The organism is Staphylococcus hyicus (assembly GCF_000816085.1).
In the GTDB taxonomy this organism is placed as follows: domain Bacteria; phylum Bacillota; class Bacilli; order Staphylococcales; family Staphylococcaceae; genus Staphylococcus; species Staphylococcus hyicus.
On sequence record NZ_CP008747.1, the window covers coordinates 39,016 to 58,529 of the forward strand.

The window sequence follows — 19,514 nt, forward strand, 5'->3', positions numbered from 1 at the left end:
AAACTAGGGGGAGCAATATGGAAAAACGAACGATTTATTTTATATGTACGGGGAATTCATGCCGTAGCCAGATGGCAGAAGGATGGGGAAAAGCCATACTTGGTAAGGACTGGAATGTCTATTCAGGCGGTATAGAAACGCATGGCGTCAATCCTAATGCCATTGAAGCGATGCACGAAGTCGGTATAGATATCTCAAATCAAACATCAGACTTAATCAATCCTGATATTGTGAATAAAGCAGATTTAGTCGTCACATTGTGTAGCCATGCCGATGCGCATTGTCCGATCATGCCGCCACACGTTCATAAAGAACATTGGGGATTCGACGACCCGGCAGGACAACCATGGTCAGAATTTCAACGCGTGAGAGATGAAATCAAAAGTGCTATCGAACACTTTAAACATAGACAATAATAATCAAAACGTTACGCGATCGATGCGTAACGTTTTTTAATAGATTTACAAAACATTGGCAACCATTTATGAATCACTTATGATATAAATAACTGAAAATTTTGAGGGATATACGCAATACGTTTTCAAATATTTACATGCATAAATGTGCAAAATGAGTTGGAAGTTATCCCCAAACATGTGCACAAAACGAACGAATTATTAACAATCCACATGTTAATAACGTTATTACCAACAAAGTTATACACATATTCACAAACTTATACACAATTATATAGAAATAATCCACATTTTATCTTAAATCATTTATACAAATTCGGTATAATGAGGATAAATATGTGAGTAACTGAACAACCTGTGGATAACTTGCTACTTATAAACAAAATGGAGGAAACTATGAAAATAACCATCATCGCAGTTGGAAAATTAAAAGAGAAATATTGGAAACAGGCCATTGCAGAATATGAAAAACGCTTAAGTGCTTATACAAAAGTCGAAATCATCGAAGTGCCAGATGAAAAAGCACCAGAAAATATGAGTGACAAAGAAATTGAGCAAGTAAAAGAAAAAGAAGGCCAACGCATCCTAGCCAAAGTCAAACCACAATCCACAGTCATTACACTAGAAATCCAAGGAAAGATGTTAAGTTCCGAAGCGCTCGCAAAAGAAATAGATCAACGTATGACACAAGGTACAAGCGACTTTACTTTCATTATTGGAGGATCGAATGGCTTACATCAAGACGTCATGAATCGTAGCAACATTGCGCTATCATTCAGTAAAATGACCTTTCCACATCAAATGATGCGCGTCGTATTGTTAGAGCAGGTGTATCGTGCATTTAAGATAAATAGAGGCGAAGCGTATCATAAATGATGAGATTTTTGAAATAAGGCTATTATATATAATGTTGGGAGTGTCTTAGTTTGAGAAAACAATCCCTTAAAACAACAAGTTTCTGAGTTGATTGATTTAAATTATGAAGGTAGCTATTGGGACTACAAACAAGAACATCACTCAATTGAAGACAATCATAAATTGTTGCATGAAGTTATGTGTTTAGCCAATAATCTAGAAAATAAAGAGCATACCTTATAATTGGAGTGGCTGATAATGGAGAAGTTATTGGAATAAGTGAACAACAATTTAGAAGAAATCAGCAACAGTTAATTAATATAGTACGTGATAAGAAATGGGAAGGAAATGGGTATTCTGATATTAAAATGAAAACGATTTTAATTAGTGAGGTTGAAATAGACGTTATTAAAAGATCTAGTCATGTTCCATTTACTCTGGCTGAAGATATCAAACCTAAAGGTCAAAAAAATATATATTTAAGAAGCCATACAGTTTATACGAGGAATCAAGATAGTAATACACCTCATGATAGGGCTGCTACAATTTCTGAAGTTGAAATACTAATGAAATATCGATTAGGTTTATTGCCAAATCTTATTGAAAGAGTTAGACGTTATATATGTGATGTAGAGAATTAGTAATTAATAAGTTCTAAAGAAGATGTTATATGACGGTACTACTTATTGCACCCTGAATTTACAATAGAAATGATAACAAATGATGAAAATTTATCTCCACCTAATTTTGCATTTATTCATAATGAATAATCGAAATTCTTTATTGAGAGTTAAGATTAAGTACAATTCGACTATTTTATATTGGGATTATGCTAGATATGTAGATGCAACTAGGGGTATTGTAATTTATACAGAAATTGTATCACTCAATATTGCTAATCCAAGGAGTTTGTTTGCTAATTTTTTTCATAATTATATTTTAATAAAAATATAATTAAGTAAATTTTTGATATAACTATTGAATTTACATAATATAGGTTATTTATGCGAGAAGAATATTTCATATATACCTTTATTTCAAGTGAAAGAAGAGAAAGAAATCATTATAGGTTTAAATAATAGGGAGAAAGAGAAAGCCAAACAAAATATTACTAAACTAAAAAGGGAAGTTCTTATATCGAATAGTGAAATAGAAAAGGAAGAATATGAATTTATAGTTCAAGATTTGGCAACAAATTTAATGGTAATAGAAAGGATAAAAGTTTATAGATTTACTTGTATTGAAGTAGCTGATTCTAATCACTAGTAACAATATTAGTTTTAAAAATTCTTTTGACATCTTATTATTGAAGGGTTTCATGGTAGTTGTATATACAATCAATACCTAAAATCTCAAATGTATGTAGGTTATCTTTCTATGAATCATAATATGCAGCTTATCGCTCAAGTGACAATAAATTTTAATATAAACTTAAAAAGACACTGTTATTAATATGTGTCTTTTTAAGTAGTTATGATGTATTTTTTTGTTATAAAAGTTACTATATGTTATTTTTGCCTTACCTATAATTATTCAATAATTTATCTACAATTTCGACTGCGATATGTTCAGCGTTGGAGAGGTTATTTTTTTTGAGTTCTTTTTTTACTGCAATTTTTAAAGCCTTGGTTTTATTTTCAAAATGTGACCAATCTACGGTTAAATGATCTGAAATAACGAGATATAACTTATCTAATAATTGTGCATTTTTTGAATTAAAATTACCATTTAATATTATGTGTTCAACCACTTTTTTATCTGAATCATTCAAATTACATATAGTATCATTATTTTCTAAAGAATTAGCCTTAATTTTAGTTGTGGAGTTATTAGTAGTTTCACATTCTTCAAATAATTCATTAGATACTGGTGTTAACTCTTTTTTAAATGGATTTGTTATTAAATCTAAATTATCTCCATCTTCAGTAGAAGCATCGATATTGTCTATTTCAATGATATTAATATTATTATCTTTGCTACTTACAGTAGTTAACAGAAAGTTTATTGTTACATTTAATGATATTTTACTACTTGGTTTGACTGCTTTTAATATACATACTAAGCTAAATTCATAAGAGATGTCATTAACTTTTGATAGGTATGGAAAGGTATTAACAAATTCATAAGAATCATATTTATAATTTGTAATGCTATTTATACTGAAATCATTAAAGATTTCCTCTACAACTTGTGTCTCTAATTCCGGTAAATAATCTTTTAATTGGGATTCAATGTTATTTTTACGGTGTAATTTATATTGTTCTCCGGAAAATTTTTCTATTTGTTGAATTATTTCATCTTTATTATTAATAAATTCTATAGAACTATTAGAATTTCGAGAATTGAATTCTTGAAGTAATGTCTTCTTTGTTAAATCATTATTAAAAATTTTATCATATGTAAGAAAATAATAATCACCAACATTTTCGCTAGCATATTGCATAATTGATTCCCATATTAATGCATCTTTAAAACCTTTATCAGATTGTTTGTTTTTACCTTCAAAAGGTGGTAATTTTTGTAGTGCTTTTTCAATGATATTATCAAATGAATTCTTATCTGAATGAATTTTTATTGTTTGTATACCATATCGTGATTTGAATTCTGACATTGCTATGTTCAAATGTTTATCATAGTCTATCTTATCAGGGATTTTAATAGTAAAGTTGTTCAAACCTATAAACTTATCTTTAAGTAATTTTAAAATTTCTATATCTTTGTTAAATTCCTGAACTTGGTGTTGAAGTAATTCATTAAAAACGATTTCTGGAATTAATATTTGAAATGACTCTTCAACATCATTTAACTCAATTTTACCTTTTAAATCCTCAAAAAAACTGTTGAGTTTGAAGCCTTTGTAAGCATTAAAACTACTTATATGAAGTGTATTTGTATCTAATATAATGTAATTCAAAATGTTTGCCCCTTTAAAATATTATGGATTTACCTAATTTAATACTATATGATGGTTATACGTGAAACAACTGTAAACCAAAATTATGTAAAACAATAAACTATTCTATAATTCATAACAATGTTTTGTTTAAGCAATCAAATATAGGGAGTGGAATGCTATGACACTTAAGTTCGAGGAGAAATTATGGCAAGCGGCAGATAAATTAAGAGGAAGTATGGATGCATCAGAATATAAAAATGTGGCGTTAGGACTTATATTTCTAAAGTACGTATCAGATTCATTCGAAGAAAAATATGATGAATTAAAAAATAATGAATTAGCTGATGAAGAAGATAAAGATGAATATCAAGCAGAAAATATATTTTGGGTTCCAAAAGAAGCAAGATGGCAATACATCAATGATAATGCTAAAAATCCTGATATCGGACAAATTATCGATAAAGCGATGATTGCGATTGAAAAGGAAAATGAATCATTAAAAGGTGTATTACCTAAAGAGTATGCAAGACCTGATTTGGATAAAGAAAAGTTAGGAGAAATTATTGATTTGTTTACCTTTAAAGTTGGTGATATTGAAAGTCGTAAACAGGATATACTAGGGCGAGTATATGAATATTTTATTGCTAAATTTGCAAGTGCAGAAGGTAAAAATGCGGGAGAATTCTATACACCAGTATCAATAGTAAAATTATTAGTTGAGATGATTGAACCTTATAAAGGACGTATTTACGATCCGTGTTGTGGTTCGGGGGGGATGTTTGTACAAAGTGAGCATTTTATTGGACGCCATCAAGGTCGTATAGGTGATATTGCTGTTTATGGTCAAGAATCTAATCCGACTACTTGGAAATTAGCGAAAATGAATTTGGCTATTCGAGGTATAGATAATGATTTAGGTGTGCATCATGCAGACACATTTCATAATGATTTACATAAAGATTTGAAAGCTGATTTTATATTGGCTAATCCACCATTCAATGCAAGTGATTGGGGACAAGAAAAATTATTAGATGATTATCGCTGGAAATTTGGTATTCCTCCTAAAGGCAATGCCAACTATGCATGGATTGAACATATGATTTCTAAACTTGCACCAAGCGGTACAGCTGGTTTTGTATTAGCGAATGGTTCAATGTCAACAAGTGGTAAAGATGAATTAGAGATACGTAAAAACTTAATTGAACAAGATTTAGTTGAGTGTATTGTGACATTACCAGGTCAACTATTCTATTCAACTCAAATTCCAGTATGTTTGTGGTTCGTGACAAAAAATAAAGCTAAAAACGGTAAGAATGAACGACGTGGAGAAGTACTATTTATAGATGCTAGAAATATTGGAAGTATGGTATCAAGAACATTAAAAGAATTCTCAGATGATGAAATAAAAGATATAGCAAATGTTTATCACTCATGGCGAGGTACAAACGATAATCAATATGAAGATAAAGCAGGTTTCTGTAAAGTAGCAAAAACAGAAGAAATAAAAGACAACGAATATATCTTAACACCAGGACGTTATGTAGGATTAGCAGAAGTAAAAGAAGACTCAGAACCATTTGAAAAGAAAATGGAAAGAATCACAGCAGATTTAAGCGAACAATTTGCGAAATCAAAGGAGCTCGAAGACCAAATCCGAAAATCATTGGAGGGATTAGGTTATGGAGTATAAATTAAAAGATTTAGTAGAAATTAAGTATGGTAAAAATCAAAAGAATGTGAAAAACTCTAATGGAGTATATCCAATTTTAGGCACAGGTGGAGTTATGGATTATGCTGATGATTTTTTATATGATAAACCTAGTGTTTTAATCGGACGAAAAGGAAGCATTGGCAAAGTAAAATATATAGAAAAACCATTTTGGACAATAGATACATTATTTTATACGGTGGTTAAAGAAAATCTTGTATTACCTAAATACTTATATTATAAATTAAGTCAAATAGATTTTAATTATTATAATGAAGGAACTACAATACCTAGTTTAAGAACTGAAACGTTATACAAAATAAGTATAGATATACCGAATATTAAAACACAAAAAAATGTAGTAAAAGTATTAAGTAATATTGATTGGAAGATTGAATTAAATCAAAAAATAATAGCAAACCTCGAAGAACTTTCACAAACACTATTCAAGCGTTGGTTTGTTGATTTTGAATTCCCTGATGAAAATGGTAATCCATACAAATCAAGTGGTGGAGAGTTGATTGATAGTGAATTAGGTGATATCCCTGAACTATGGAGCATAATAAAAATGAAGGATTTATTTAAAATACACTCAGGTTATGCCTTTAAAAGTAAATGGTGGAATGATAATGGCTGTAATGTCATTAAAATTAAAGATATTAATAATAAATCAATAGATGTCAATGGATTGGATAAAGTAAAAGAGTATTATGTAAAAAAGGCATCTAAATTTAAAGTTTATGGTGGTGAAATATTAATAGCTTTAACAGGGGCAACAGCAGGTAAAATGGGCGTTGTTCCAAAGCTTAAACAGACAGCTTTTGTTAATCAACGCGTAGGACTTATCACATCAAATGTTGATAATGTGTATATTTACCATTTGTTAAATAGTGATAGAATTAAAAGATTAACTCTTGAACAAGCAATTGGTAGTGCCCAAGCGAATATATCACCTGTTAAGTTTGGAAATATAAAGATAATATGTGCTGATAAAAAAATAATAGATAGATATTGTCAATTAACAAAAAATAATTATGAAAAAATAGTTGAATTACATAGCGAGAATAATTATTTAACCCAACTCCGTGACACATTACTGCCAAAATTAATGTCAGGTGAAATTGAGATACCTGATGACATTGAGGTGATGGAAGATGAGCTTTCAATTTAGTGAAGATGATTTAGAACAGGTGGCATTGAAGTGGTTTGAGGGTCTTGGTTATTCTGTTAAGAATGGTCGAGATAGTGGTGAAAATGGGATTATGAATGAACGGGAGAGCGACAAAGATGTTGTGCTTGATGATCGTTTGGAAGCGGCTTTGAGACGTATTAATCCTGAACTAAATAATAGTGCAATTGAACAGGCAATTCGTGAAATTTCTATTGAGAAGTCGCCTAGTTTATTAGAGAATAACCGTTCTTTCCATGAAATGATTACAAATGGTATTGAGGTTGAACACTATAATGATGACGGTGAAACGATTAATGATTTGGTGTATGTATTCGACTTTGATAACCCGGGAAATAATGATTTTTTAGCGGTTAATCAGTTAACTGTTGTGAATGGGGATTATAAAAAACGACCTGATATTGTGTTATTCATAAATGGATTACCAGTAGTGGTCATTGAACTGAAAAATTCTACAAATGAATCTGTTGGTATTGAAGACGGGTATCATCAGTTAGAAACTTATAAAATGAGAATTCCACAATTATTTAATCATAATGCAGTATTAGTAACAAGTGATGGTGTTAATACAAAAGCTGGTTCTATAACTGCTGATTATGACCGTTTTATGACTTGGCGCACTAAAGATGGAAAGACTGAAGATTCATCAACGTTTCGTAGTTTAGATATATTGATTCATGGGATGTTAAACAAAGAAGTACTATTAGATTTAATACGTCATTTTGTTTTGTTCCAAGATGACGGTAAAGGACATATAGTTAAAATATTAGCTGCATACCATCAATATTATGCAGTGAATAAAGCTATTGATCGTGCTATGGAAGCAACATCTGAACATGGAGATGGCAAGGGGGGCGTTATTTGGCACACACAAGGTTCTGGTAAGAGTTTGACAATGGTTTTCTTCTCAGGAAAGTTAATTCAAAAATTAAATAATCCAACATTAGTGGTCGTAACAGACCGTAATGACTTAGACAATCAATTGTATGGTACTTTTGTTAAATCCAAAGGGCGCTCAGGTAAAGGATTACTAAGACAAACACCTAAACAAGCAAATTCACGTAAAGAATTGAAAGAACTATTATCGGTTGAATCCGGTGGTATCATATTTACAACTATGCAGAAATTTGAACCTGATGAAGGCCGAGCGACAATGGATGCTTTAACAGACCGTAAAAATGTAGTTGTTATGGCGGACGAAGCACACCGCACACAATATGGTTTTAAAGCAACTTACGATGAAAAAGGTGAAGGTATTAAATATGGTTATGCAAAATATTTAAGAGATGCTTTACCCAACGCTTCATTTGTTGGCTTTACTGGAACACCTGTATCTTCAACAGATAAGAATACACAAATGGTATTCGGTAATTATATTGATGTATATGATATGACACAATCTGTAGAAGATGGTAGTACGGTTAAAATATACTATGAAAGTCGTATTATTCCATTAAATTTACCAAGCGATTTAGATATTGATGAAGCATATAATGTCATTACCTCTGGCCAAGAAGAAGATACTAAATCTCGATTGAAATCTAAATGGTCACGTATAGAAGCACTATCTGGTGCAGAGCAACGTATACATGCTTTAGCAACTGACATTATTAATCACTTTGAAACAAGGCAGAAGGCAATGAAAGGTAAAGGTATGATTGTCACAATGAGTCGTCGTATTGCAGTCGATTTATATGATGAAATTGTAAGGCTAAAACCAAAATGGCATTCAGACGATGATGACAAAGGTGTTATCAAAGTGGTTATGACAGGTTCATCAAGCGATCCTCAAAACTTCCAAAAACATATAGGTCCGAAAAAGAGAAGAAACCTTCTAGAGAAGCGCATGAAAGATGTTAATGATGAATTGCAACTCGTAATTGTGCGAGACATGTGGTTAACAGGATTTGATGTACCTTCAATGCATACAATGTACATAGATAAACCGATGAAAGGTCATAATTTAATGCAAGCTATTGCGCGTGTTAATAGAGTATTTAAAGATAAACCAGGCGGCTTAATTGTTGATTATGTAGGTATTGCTGAAAGTCTGAAGGAAGCATTAAAAGAGTATACGGACTCTGATAGAGAACAAACAGGCATAGACACAGATAAAGCTCTTGAAGTTATGTTAATGAAATACGATATCATACAAGATATGCTATATAACCATGACTATTCTGACTTTGAGTCAGAAGATCAATTAAATCGCTATAATGCTATCTCAAATACGATGGATTATATCATTGGATTAGGTGAGAAAGAAAGAGAGCGATTTATAAAAACAGTGACAGAGCTTTCTAAGGCATTTGCATTATGTGCGACAGAGGAAGCAGCACAAGAACTGAATAGCGAAATTGCATTTTTAAAAGCTGTAAAATCTGGTCTTGTTAAGTTGTTAGCTCCACCTACTGATGCAAGTGAGCGTAAAAAGACATCTGCTGAAATAGAAGCAGAAATAAATCAATTAATTTCAAAATCAGTGGTGACTGAAGAAGTTGTAGATATTTATCAAACACTTGGAATAGAAAATCCAGATATCTCAATATTGTCAGATGAATTCTTAAAAGATGTAGAAGGACTTCAACAAAAAAATGTAGCGGTTGAATTGTTGAACAAATTACTTAAAGGACAAGTTAAATCATTAATGAAAACAAATACTACTGTATCTAAGAGGTTTTCTGAGATGCTAAGTAAATCAATACAAAAATACAATAACCGTTCTATTGAAGCTTCAAAAGTTATAGAAGAATTGATTCAAATGGCGAAAGAAATAAATCAAGAAAAACAACGAGGAAAAGACTTAGGTCTGAGCACGGAGGAAATTGCTTTTTATGATGCATTAGCCTCTCATGAAACTGCAAAAGAAGCAATGGGGGATAAAGAATTACGAGCTATTGCACATGAATTAACAAAAACGGTCAAGAATAATATGAGTGTAGACTGGTCAAAACGTGAGAGCGCAAAGGCTAAAATGAGAGTCCAAGTAAGACGACTATTAAAGAAATATGGTTACCCACCTGATCTTCAAAAAATGGCTGTAGAACAAGTTGTAGAACAAGCAGAACTAATGGCCAGCCAACAATAAAAATAAATTAATCATAGCATCCTTCACCGCAAAGTGAGGGATGCTATGATTTTATATAAAACATACTAAGATTAGCGTGAAGAATTCTATCGTCATAAAATTCTTCACGCTAATCTTAGTATTTTTACGTTAAAAAGCACCAATTAATAAATCGTTATAATACGAAAGTGTTTATAAAGTTAGTTACTTAAAAACAATTATATATTAGAAGTATATTGGTAATTTATTACACAAATGCGATTGATAATCATTATCATTTGGTGTACTATAATATTGTAAGTTTACCAATTGAATAATAAATTGCACAAGGAGTGGATGATCAATTGGGTAAGTATTTGATCGATAACCATAATAAATTTGATAAATCTATTATATTATTCCCATATGCAGGTGGTGGAACCAATATTTATAAGAATTGGCCATCTGCGTTTAAAGGTTTTAATGTGTTGCGTATACTTTATCCTGGAAGAGAAAATCGTTTTAGCGAACAACCTTTAAATGATATAAATAATTTAGTTTTTGAAATTTACGAAGAAATGTTAGAAACATATAATTTCGATAATGAGTATTATCTATTCGGACACAGTATGGGAACTAAAGTGGTTTATGAACTTGCATTAAAAATTAAACATAATGAAAAATTACCTAATCCAAAAGGTATTATTATTTCAGCTGGCAGAGCACCATGTTATAAAGAAAAAAATCCAATATACCATCTTGATAAAGAAGATTTCATTGAAGGCTTAAAATTATACGGTGGAACCCCCAAAGAAGTGTTAGAAAATAAAGATTTGATGAATTTGTTTCTGCCAATGTTAAAAGCTGACTTTATCATAGATGAAGAGTATCAAGATAAATTAAACGAAAAGTTAGAAAGTCCTATATTTGCATTAATGGGCACACATGACTCACAAATTGAACTAGCCGAACTATTAGAATGGGGAAGATATACAACTTCTGACTTTAAATATGAATATGTTAATGGTGGGCATATGTTTGTTAATGATAATCCAGATGAAGTTATTTGTAAGATTAAGGAATATTTGAATGATTTATAAAATAAATAAGATTTCTAATGTTGAATCATTTAATCCAATTAAAATATTAATAGACTTATTAAAAGGGTATTCTTCAATAGTGATTATATTGACTGAAAAAATAGAACTTAATGAATCAGATTATAAACTTTTAACTAGGGAGCAAGTTCAACACATTAAGAACATAGCAGTACTCAGTGACAAAGTGAATTATTTAATAAGCCATTCCGTTATTAATATATTTTATTGTAAGCTGATGAATTGTAGTATTGACGAGTTAGATTATTATTATAATCCTTACGGCAAACCATACATAACAAATAAGGGTAATATAAAATTTAACATTTCTCATACTACTGGTTGTTCAGTAATTGCTTTTTCATATGCAAATATAGGAGTAGATATTGAGAATACCGAAAGAAAAATAGAATTTGAAAATATAGTAAATTACCATTTTAGCAATTTTGAAAAAAACTATATTAATAGTGAAGTTATTAAATTTTTTGAGGTATGGGTTGCTAAAGAAGCATACCTCAAATGTAAAGGTTATGGTTTATTGAAAGGATTAAAGAACGCAAAAATTAACGTTATAAAATCAAATTATTTTGAAATTATTAATGATAATAAATACACAAACCATATAATTAAAATCGAGTATATATACTCTCGATTTGTTATTGGTATAACTACCGAGGAGATAAAAGATGAATAATATATTAAAGAAAGAACTAGAAAATTTTTATGATCAAGAGGTATGGGGAAATTATACTCTTGACGAGTATCTAGAAGAAAAGTCAAAATTATACCCTCAAAATTTAGCAATTATTGATGGTGATATAAAAATTACATATGAAACATTAACAAAGGTAATAAAAAATTATGCAAATAGAATGGTTTCAGATGGTATAAAAGAAGGGGATACTGTAGTTGTCCAATTACCTAACTGTTTAGAGTTTGTTTTTGTAATATTCGCTCTATTTAAAATTGGTGCAAAACCTGTTTTAACATTGGCAAATCATAGAAAATTAGAAGTTAAAGGAGTTATTAAAAATTCTCAAGCTGTTGCTTATATTGCTAAATCAAATTATCTAGGCTTTTCCTATGAAAATTTTATTAGAGAAATAGAATCAGAAATGAATTATAAGATAAAAAAATATATTCTAGGAGACACCAATGAATATAAAAATTTTTACAATCTAAAGCGTAATGATTACTTTTATCAACAAGAGTTTATTCACTCTATTAATCATTATAAAGATACTGCTTTACTATTACTTTCTGGAGGTACTACTGGTATACCTAAGTTAATACCAAGAAGACATTGTGATTATATATATGTTGCGGAACAAAGTGCGAAAAGATGTTTATTAGATGAAAATACTATTTATTTAGCTTCCTTATCAATGGCGCATAATTTCCCATTAGGGTGTCCAGGAATCATTGGAACATTTTCGGTTGGTGGAACCGTAATAATTTGCAATGTAACAAGTCCCGATGAAATATTTCCGTTGATTGAAGATAATTCTGTTACTCATACAGCGTTAGTACCGTCAGTCGCTAAAATGTGTATAGATTTTTATAAAAATAATCCAGATTATAATATTAGTTCATTAAAACTAATTCAGATTGGTGGCTCATTATTAGATTCATATACAGGTAAAGAGATTGTTGAAACATTAAAATGTACTTTGCAACAGGTATATGGCATAGCAGAAGGCTTAATATGTATGACGTCTCCAAAAGATGAAGATGAAATTATTTATGAGACTCAAGGCACACCTATTTCAGAATATGATGAAGTAAAAATTGTTGATGAAAATGGAAACGAAGTAGCAGAAGGAGAATTTGGTGAACTTTATGTTAGAGGTCCTTATACAATATACGGTTATTATAATGCTCCTAATATTAAATGCGTAGACGATAATATGTATTTTATGACAGGTGATAAAGTATGTAAATATAAAAATGGTCGATATAAAATAGTTGGGCGTATTAAAGAAATGATAAATAAATCAGGTGAAAAAATATTACCTTCTGAAATAGAAAATCTTTTATTAACACATAATCATATTGATGATGTAAAAGTTATAGGTATTGAAGATGAAATTGTAGGTGAAAAGATCTGCGTGTGTTTAAAAAATGAAACAAATTTAAATATTATTGAACTCAGAACTTATCTGAAGAATCATGGGTTAGCAGAATTTAAGTTACCTGATTGTATTAAAACTGTAAAAGAATGGCCATTAACTTCATTTGGGAAAATAGATATTAAAAAATTAAAGACAATGATTTAAATAAAGATGGGAGGTTCTAATGTGAATCAACTAATATTTAAGGATAAAGCATTAGATATATTGAACGCATGGATTAATCAGAAGCTAAGCGATAGTAATATAGACCCTAACCAAAATTTAATTAATTTAGGTATTCAATCATTAGATGTCATGGAATTAGCAAGTATTTTAAGAAGAGAAGGTTTAAAAATTAAATTTTCACAATTAATTAAAGAACCTACTTTGAATCATTGGCAGGAACTTATAAGAGTTTCAAAAATAAATATTTTAAATGATAGGAAAAGTGAAAAACAAAATGGAGTGCTTTTTGATTTAACAGATGTACAAAGTGCATATTTAATTGGTAGAGAAGATGATCAAGAATTAGGCGGTATAGGTTGTCATGCTTATTTTGAGTTTACAGGAGAAAAATTGGATATAAATAAGCTTAATCATGCATGGTATGAAGTTCAAATGAGACATCCAATGTTAAGGGCCAAATTCACTCAAGATGGTAAACAATATTTTATGCAGTACCCACTCAATAAAGAAATAAAAGTTATTAATTTAGATTCATTTAATAGCGAAGATATTCAAATTCAATTGAAAAAATATAGAGAAAATGTATCACATTTAAAAAGAAATGTCACAGAAGGTGATGTTGCTGGTTTAACCGTGTTTATACTACCTGATAATCAAATGATAGTAAGTATTGATATTGACTTACTTGTTGCCGATGTTTTAAGTATTAGTATGATTATTAAGGAACTTTCACATATATACAATGGTACAGATTCAGGCAAGAGTGAAGAATACACATTTAAAGATTATATTGAAAATATTCAAATAGATAAAGAGGATCTTAATAAGAGTAAAAAATTTTGGTTAGATAAGATAGAAAACTTAAATATTAACCCTATTCAGTTACCCACTTTAAAAAAACCAACCGATGTTAAAGAGGTAAAATTTACGCGACATTTAAGAAAGATAAATAATAATTTATGGAATCAAATTAAAGAGAAAGCGAAATTATACAATACAACACCCGCAATTGTATTATTAACATGTTACATGATTACACTAGAAAGATATAGTGATCAAGAAGCCTTTTATGTAAATGTGCCTTTATTTGATAGAAATCACAACAACACTCAAGTAAGGGATATAGTAGCAGACTTTACAAACTTATTATTAGTTGAGCATATTCCGATGCCTAATGAGAAATTTTTGGAGACCTTAGAAAGGGTTAAAGAAAATTTTATTCAAAACATTTCTCATTCAGAATACAGTGGTGTAAATGTTCAGAGAGATATATCCAAACAAAATGGTACTCATATTAATATTGCGCCTGTTGTATTCGCATGTAATATAGATTATGAACTAGAGGATGAAATCACTAAAAGTGTGTTAGGAAATATGACTTATATGGTCACACAAACACCTGGTATATGGCTTGATTTTCAGTCTTATATTAAAAATGGTGAATTATTAATTTGTTGGGATAAAGTGGATGAATTGTTCAGCGATGAAACGATAACAAGAATGTTAAATGATTATTGTAGACTTCTTGAATCTTTAGGTAAAAGTTCAAACTGGAATGAGATAGGAGTTACAATCCAAACCAGCCAGAATAAATATAATATTCAAACGGATTTACCAAAAGAAAAGTTATATGATGGTTTCTTAAAAAACTTAAAAAAGAATCCAGAGAAAATTGCATTAATCGATACGGATACAAAAATTAAAATTAGTTATAAAGAGTTATTTAATCGAGCAATGGCATTAGGTGAAACATTAAGAACTAGTGGAGTTGAAAAAGGTGATTATGTAGGAATTATTTTACCGAGAGGATATCACCAAATCATCTCAATATTTGCTATTCAATTTGTAGGTGCAGCTTATGTACCAATCGGAATACAACAACCTAATGATAGAAGAAAGAAAATTTATAATCAAGTAGGCATTGATGTTATAGTAAGCAATTCCGAATATATAAATCATAATAATCTTCATAAAGATAATATGACTATTTTGGACATAGAAGCAATTGACAACAGAATGTTAACTGAGATAACGGATATTTCTTCAGAAGAGACTGCGTATGTTATTATGACTTCTGGTTCAACTGGTACACCTAAAGGAGTAGAAATATCACATTACAATGCCGTGAATACAATTTTGGATATAAATAGTAAATTTAATATCACGTCAACGGACAGTTTAATTATGGTGTCATCTATAGAATTTGATTTATCAGTTTATGATATTTTTGGCATATTTGGTAGTGGAGGTTCACTTATATTAACGAGTGAAGATAATTATAAAGATCCCACTCAATGGTTATCTATGATAAAAGAATATGATGTAACAATATGGAATTCAGTTCCTATTCTTTTTGATATGTTAGTAACTCATATCGAAGGAAAAAAAGAGCGACTAGCATTAAATACAGTGTTACTATCAGGGGATTGGATAGACCTTAAATTACCTAATAGATTTTATAATATCTCAAAATATAATAGTAATGTTATAGCAATGGGTGGAGCTACTGAAGCATCTATATGGTCTAATTATATTAAAGTTCCCCGTACAATACCTAAATATTGGTCTTCTATACCTTATGGTGTTCCATTAAAAGGACAATTATATAAAGTTGTTGATAAGTTTGGAAGAGAATGTCCTAAAAATGTTATAGGTGAGTTACATATTGGTGGTATTGGTGTAGCTCAAGGTTACATAGGGGATGTTGAATTAACGAATAATAAATTCTATAAGGATAGTAATAGTATTAGATGGTATAAGACTGGCGACTATGGAAGGATATGGGAAGATGGCACGATAGAATTTTTAGGTAGAATAGACAATCAAATTAAAGTTAAAGGGCATAGAATTGAAATTGGAGAAATTGAATATGCTATATCTGAAATTGATGGAATTGATAAAGTTAAAGTCATTGAAGATAATAAAAATCTTACTGCATTTATAGTACCAGTTAAAAATGAGGAAATAATTGAAAGCTTGAAAGTATCAAATCAAACCCATCAATACATAGAAAATATGGATAGATTACTCTATCAATATGTAGTAAATCTATTAAACTCAAAAAATGCTATAAATATATTTGATTATATACCCCTTCAGGAAATATTAATTCGATTAAATGTTAATGAAAGATATGAGAAAATCATACAAGGATGGCTAACTAGACTAGTAGATTCCGGGTACTTGGAAAAAGAAGGTAACAAATATAGATGCAGAATAATTGATAACAAAATTATTAAACCATTTAAAAACCAAGAGTCTATCGTAAATTATATAAAAAAACTTGAAAAATACATCCCCAGTATACTTACCAATAAAATAAGTCCAATAGATCTATTTTATAAAAATGAAAAAAAACTATCTCCAACTTATTTAGCCTCGTTAATGCCATGGGTAGATATTGTTTTAGATACTCTAATAAAAGAAATATCTCACATTAAAAAGGGTAATTTGAATATATTAGAATATGAGACAAGAAATGTTGGTATAAGTAATGTGATATTTCAAGGAATAGAACAAAAGGTAGAAAATTATGATTACTTTGACAACACAGCAATATATAAAGATGAATACTCTAATGCTCATAATGGTATCAATATAAAATCTTCTAATCTATTAGAGTATAAAAAATATGATGCAATTTTAATTATTAATGCTTTGCATAGAAGTTATAATATAAATCATACTTTAAATGACCTTATAGATAGGCTGAAAGATGATGGACAACTTATTATAGTAGAACCAAATATAAATTTATTTATTGAACAATTTACTGTTGACATTTTAAACACTTATACAGGTGGAGAGAAGATTAGAAAAACTTGCGGCGAATGGATGAATACATTTACTTTTCAAAATCTTAAGTGTAAAAAAGTTCAATATATAGGTGAAGACCCCGTTTATTCAAATATTTTCTATATATCTAAAGATAATATAAATGATTTAAAGGTAGAAAAAACATTAAAACAAACGTTGCCACAATATATGATTCCAACAAAAATTAAAAAGGTATATGAATTTCCATTAAATCAAAATGGGAAAATTGACAATAAACAACTAGCTAGTTTAATAAAAAATGATGATGTAAAATCACACTTATCAAACGCAGTGAAGCTAAATCATGTTGAGAAAGAAATATTACACATTTGGGAATCAGAATTTAAAGAGAAAATATCCAATATTCATACGAATTTCTTCAAAAATGGGGGAGACTCTTTATTAGCTACACGTATTGCAACAGAAATTAAGAATAAATTTAAAGTGAATTTCACAATAAAAGATGCGATGACTTATACAACCATTAAATTACAAGCAGAAAAAGTAGCTCAAATGAGTAAGATCAATGTTAATGGAAAGCAAAATGATTTCATACAAGATGTTAAAAATATAAATAAACCGTTTGAGTTAACAGATGTTCAGTATTCATATTTTGTTGGTCGTAAAAAAGATTTAGAAGAAAATAATGTAGCTACACATTGTTACTTTGAAATTGATGGAAACAACATTAATATCGATAATCTTGAAAATGCGTGGAATCAATTGATTATAAAACATGGCATGATGAGATCTATTATTACAGAAAATGGAATGCAAAAGATTCTAAAAAAAGTACCTTATTATAAATTTAATATCAATGATTTACGAGGGCAAAGTGGAGATGTTTTAGAAAGTAGTCTTATGGAAATAAGAAGAAATTTATCTCATCAAATTCTTGATATATATCAATGGCCAATATTCAATATAAACGTCTCAGTGATTACCAATGAAAAAATTAGAATTCATATTAGCTTTGATAACCTAATATTTGATGGGTGGAGCATGTTTGCCTTATTAGAACAATGGAATAAACTTTACTTCAATGAGTCTATAGATGATCAAATAACTGATTTGAGTTTTAGGGATTATGTAATTTATTTAAATAAAGAGAAAAGTAATAGTCGTTACGAAATTGATAAATCATATTGGATTAAAAGAATATCAGGATTTTTAAAATCACCACAAATAGAATATGATGCAAAATCTAAAACTTTATCTAATGTTTTCACAAGGCGATCATATCATATTGAGCATGAGGATTGGCAGAACTTAAAAATTATAGCCGAAGAATTACAAGTTACACCAACAACATTGCTTATCGGAGTATATTCCGAAGCAATTAGACTTGTAAGTTCAAATTATAACTTTTCTTTAAATGTAACACAATTTAATAGGCTTCCTGTTAGTCCAGAGATTAATAAAGTAATTGGTGACTTTACAACTTTAACTTTATTAGAAATTAAAAATAATGATGAAAAACAACTAAGTAAGCGATTTAAAAAAATACAATCACAACTTATGGAAGATTTAGAGCATAGTAAATATTCAGGTGTTGAATTTCAAAGAGATTTAAGAAAATATTGTGAAATTGATGATTATATATTAATGCCCTTCGTCTTTACAAGTGGATTGGGTATACATGCTTTGAATAGTAGAAATCATTTTGGAAAAATAATTTACAATATCAGTCAAACACCACAAGTTTGGTTAGACAACCAAGTCATTGAACGTGATGAGGGTTTAGATATCTATTGGGATAGTGTCGATAGTCAACTCGGAGTAGAGAATTTGGATAATATGTTCAACTATTTCGTTACCACTTTACTAGATATATCAAAAGACAAATCAATATTATTCAAAGAATTAAATGATAATATTGATAAAAAAGATTTATATTTTGAAAAAAATGAAATAGTTGAAGAAGACGATAGTGACAACATGAATGAAATTAATGTGAATGAACTTAAAGAAATATTATCTCAAATTGTTAATTACAATATTGTTAGTTCTTCAAGTAGATTTTTTGAAGTTGGTGGTGATTCGCTTAAAGCTATTGCACTAACTAATAAAATTAGAGAAGTATTTGATGTAGAACTTGAACTGGCTTTTATCTTTTCAAATCCTACTATTAAAGATATCTCAAATAAAATTGAAGAAGTTATAAACACAAACGGAGAAGAAGGTGCTATCTAAG

Annotated in this window: 12 protein-coding genes; 11 read left to right on the plus strand and 1 reads right to left on the minus strand. The window is 29.5% G+C overall.

Translation table 11 applies throughout. The annotated features are described in order from the left end of the window. Positions 1 to 17 precede the first annotated feature (17 nt). The 4 genes from arsC (at position 18) to SHYC_RS12430 (ending at position 2,537) form a co-directional block, all read left to right on the plus strand. Complete coding sequence (gene arsC / locus SHYC_RS00205; protein ID WP_039643455.1) at positions 18 to 416, plus strand: arsenate reductase (thioredoxin); 399 nt, start codon at positions 18 to 20, stop codon at positions 414 to 416. 396 nt (positions 417 to 812) lie between these two features. Continuing rightward, complete coding sequence (gene rlmH, locus SHYC_RS00210) at positions 813 to 1,292, plus strand: 23S rRNA (pseudouridine(1915)-N(3))-methyltransferase RlmH (protein ID WP_039643457.1); 480 nt, start codon at positions 813 to 815, stop codon at positions 1,290 to 1,292. A 227-nt stretch (positions 1,293 to 1,519) separates the two neighbouring features. Beyond that, entirely contained in the window at positions 1,520 to 1,912 is a 393-nt protein-coding gene (locus tag SHYC_RS12425; protein WP_082021508.1) for a hypothetical protein, read from the plus strand. 400 nt (positions 1,913 to 2,312) lie between these two features. Then, positions 2,313 to 2,537, plus strand: coding sequence for a hypothetical protein (locus SHYC_RS12430; RefSeq protein WP_039643459.1), 225 nt, complete (start codon positions 2,313 to 2,315; stop codon positions 2,535 to 2,537). Positions 2,538 to 2,790: 253 nt separating this feature from the next. Here SHYC_RS12430 and SHYC_RS00225 read toward each other — a convergent pair whose 3' ends face one another. Next, positions 2,791 to 4,185 carry a PIN domain-containing protein gene (locus SHYC_RS00225; RefSeq protein ID WP_039643461.1) on the minus strand — a complete coding sequence of 465 codons (1,395 nt, stop codon included), beginning with the start codon at positions 4,183 to 4,185 and terminating at the stop codon, positions 2,791 to 2,793. A gap of 160 nt (positions 4,186 to 4,345) precedes the next feature. On the opposite strand from SHYC_RS00225, the gene SHYC_RS00230 reads away from it, so the two are divergent. From SHYC_RS00230 to SHYC_RS00260, 7 genes are all read left to right on the plus strand, one after another. Next, positions 4,346 to 5,857 (plus strand): class I SAM-dependent DNA methyltransferase, encoded by a 1,512-nt coding sequence (locus SHYC_RS00230; protein ID WP_039643463.1) that lies wholly within the window; start codon positions 4,346 to 4,348, stop codon positions 5,855 to 5,857. Beyond that, on the plus strand, positions 5,847 to 7,046 hold the full coding sequence (locus SHYC_RS00235; protein WP_039643465.1) for a restriction endonuclease subunit S: 1,200 nt from the start codon (positions 5,847 to 5,849) through the stop codon (positions 7,044 to 7,046). Before SHYC_RS00230 ends, SHYC_RS00235 begins: the two co-directional genes overlap by 11 nt. Beyond that, a complete protein-coding gene (locus SHYC_RS00240) occupies positions 7,030 to 10,152 on the plus strand; it encodes a type I restriction endonuclease subunit R (protein ID WP_039643467.1) in 3,123 nt (1,040 codons plus the stop codon). The genes SHYC_RS00235 and SHYC_RS00240 overlap by 17 nt, the downstream gene beginning before the upstream one ends. A 323-nt stretch (positions 10,153 to 10,475) precedes the next feature. Then, positions 10,476 to 11,210 (plus strand): thioesterase II family protein, encoded by a 735-nt coding sequence (locus SHYC_RS00245; RefSeq protein ID WP_052257749.1) that lies wholly within the window; start codon positions 10,476 to 10,478, stop codon positions 11,208 to 11,210. Further along, positions 11,200 to 11,901 (plus strand): 4'-phosphopantetheinyl transferase family protein, encoded by a 702-nt coding sequence (locus tag SHYC_RS00250; RefSeq protein ID WP_052257750.1) that lies wholly within the window; start codon positions 11,200 to 11,202, stop codon positions 11,899 to 11,901. Before SHYC_RS00245 ends, SHYC_RS00250 begins: the two co-directional genes overlap by 11 nt. Then, positions 11,894 to 13,483, plus strand: coding sequence for a (2,3-dihydroxybenzoyl)adenylate synthase (locus tag SHYC_RS00255; RefSeq protein WP_039643469.1), 1,590 nt, complete (start codon positions 11,894 to 11,896; stop codon positions 13,481 to 13,483). Before SHYC_RS00250 ends, SHYC_RS00255 begins: the two co-directional genes overlap by 8 nt. Positions 13,484 to 13,504: 21 nt before the next feature. Beyond that, positions 13,505 to 19,513: a non-ribosomal peptide synthetase gene (locus tag SHYC_RS00260; protein ID WP_231912784.1), complete on the plus strand. Its 6,009-nt coding sequence runs from the start codon at positions 13,505 to 13,507 to the stop codon at positions 19,511 to 19,513. The last annotated feature ends 1 nt before the right edge of the window (position 19,514 follow it).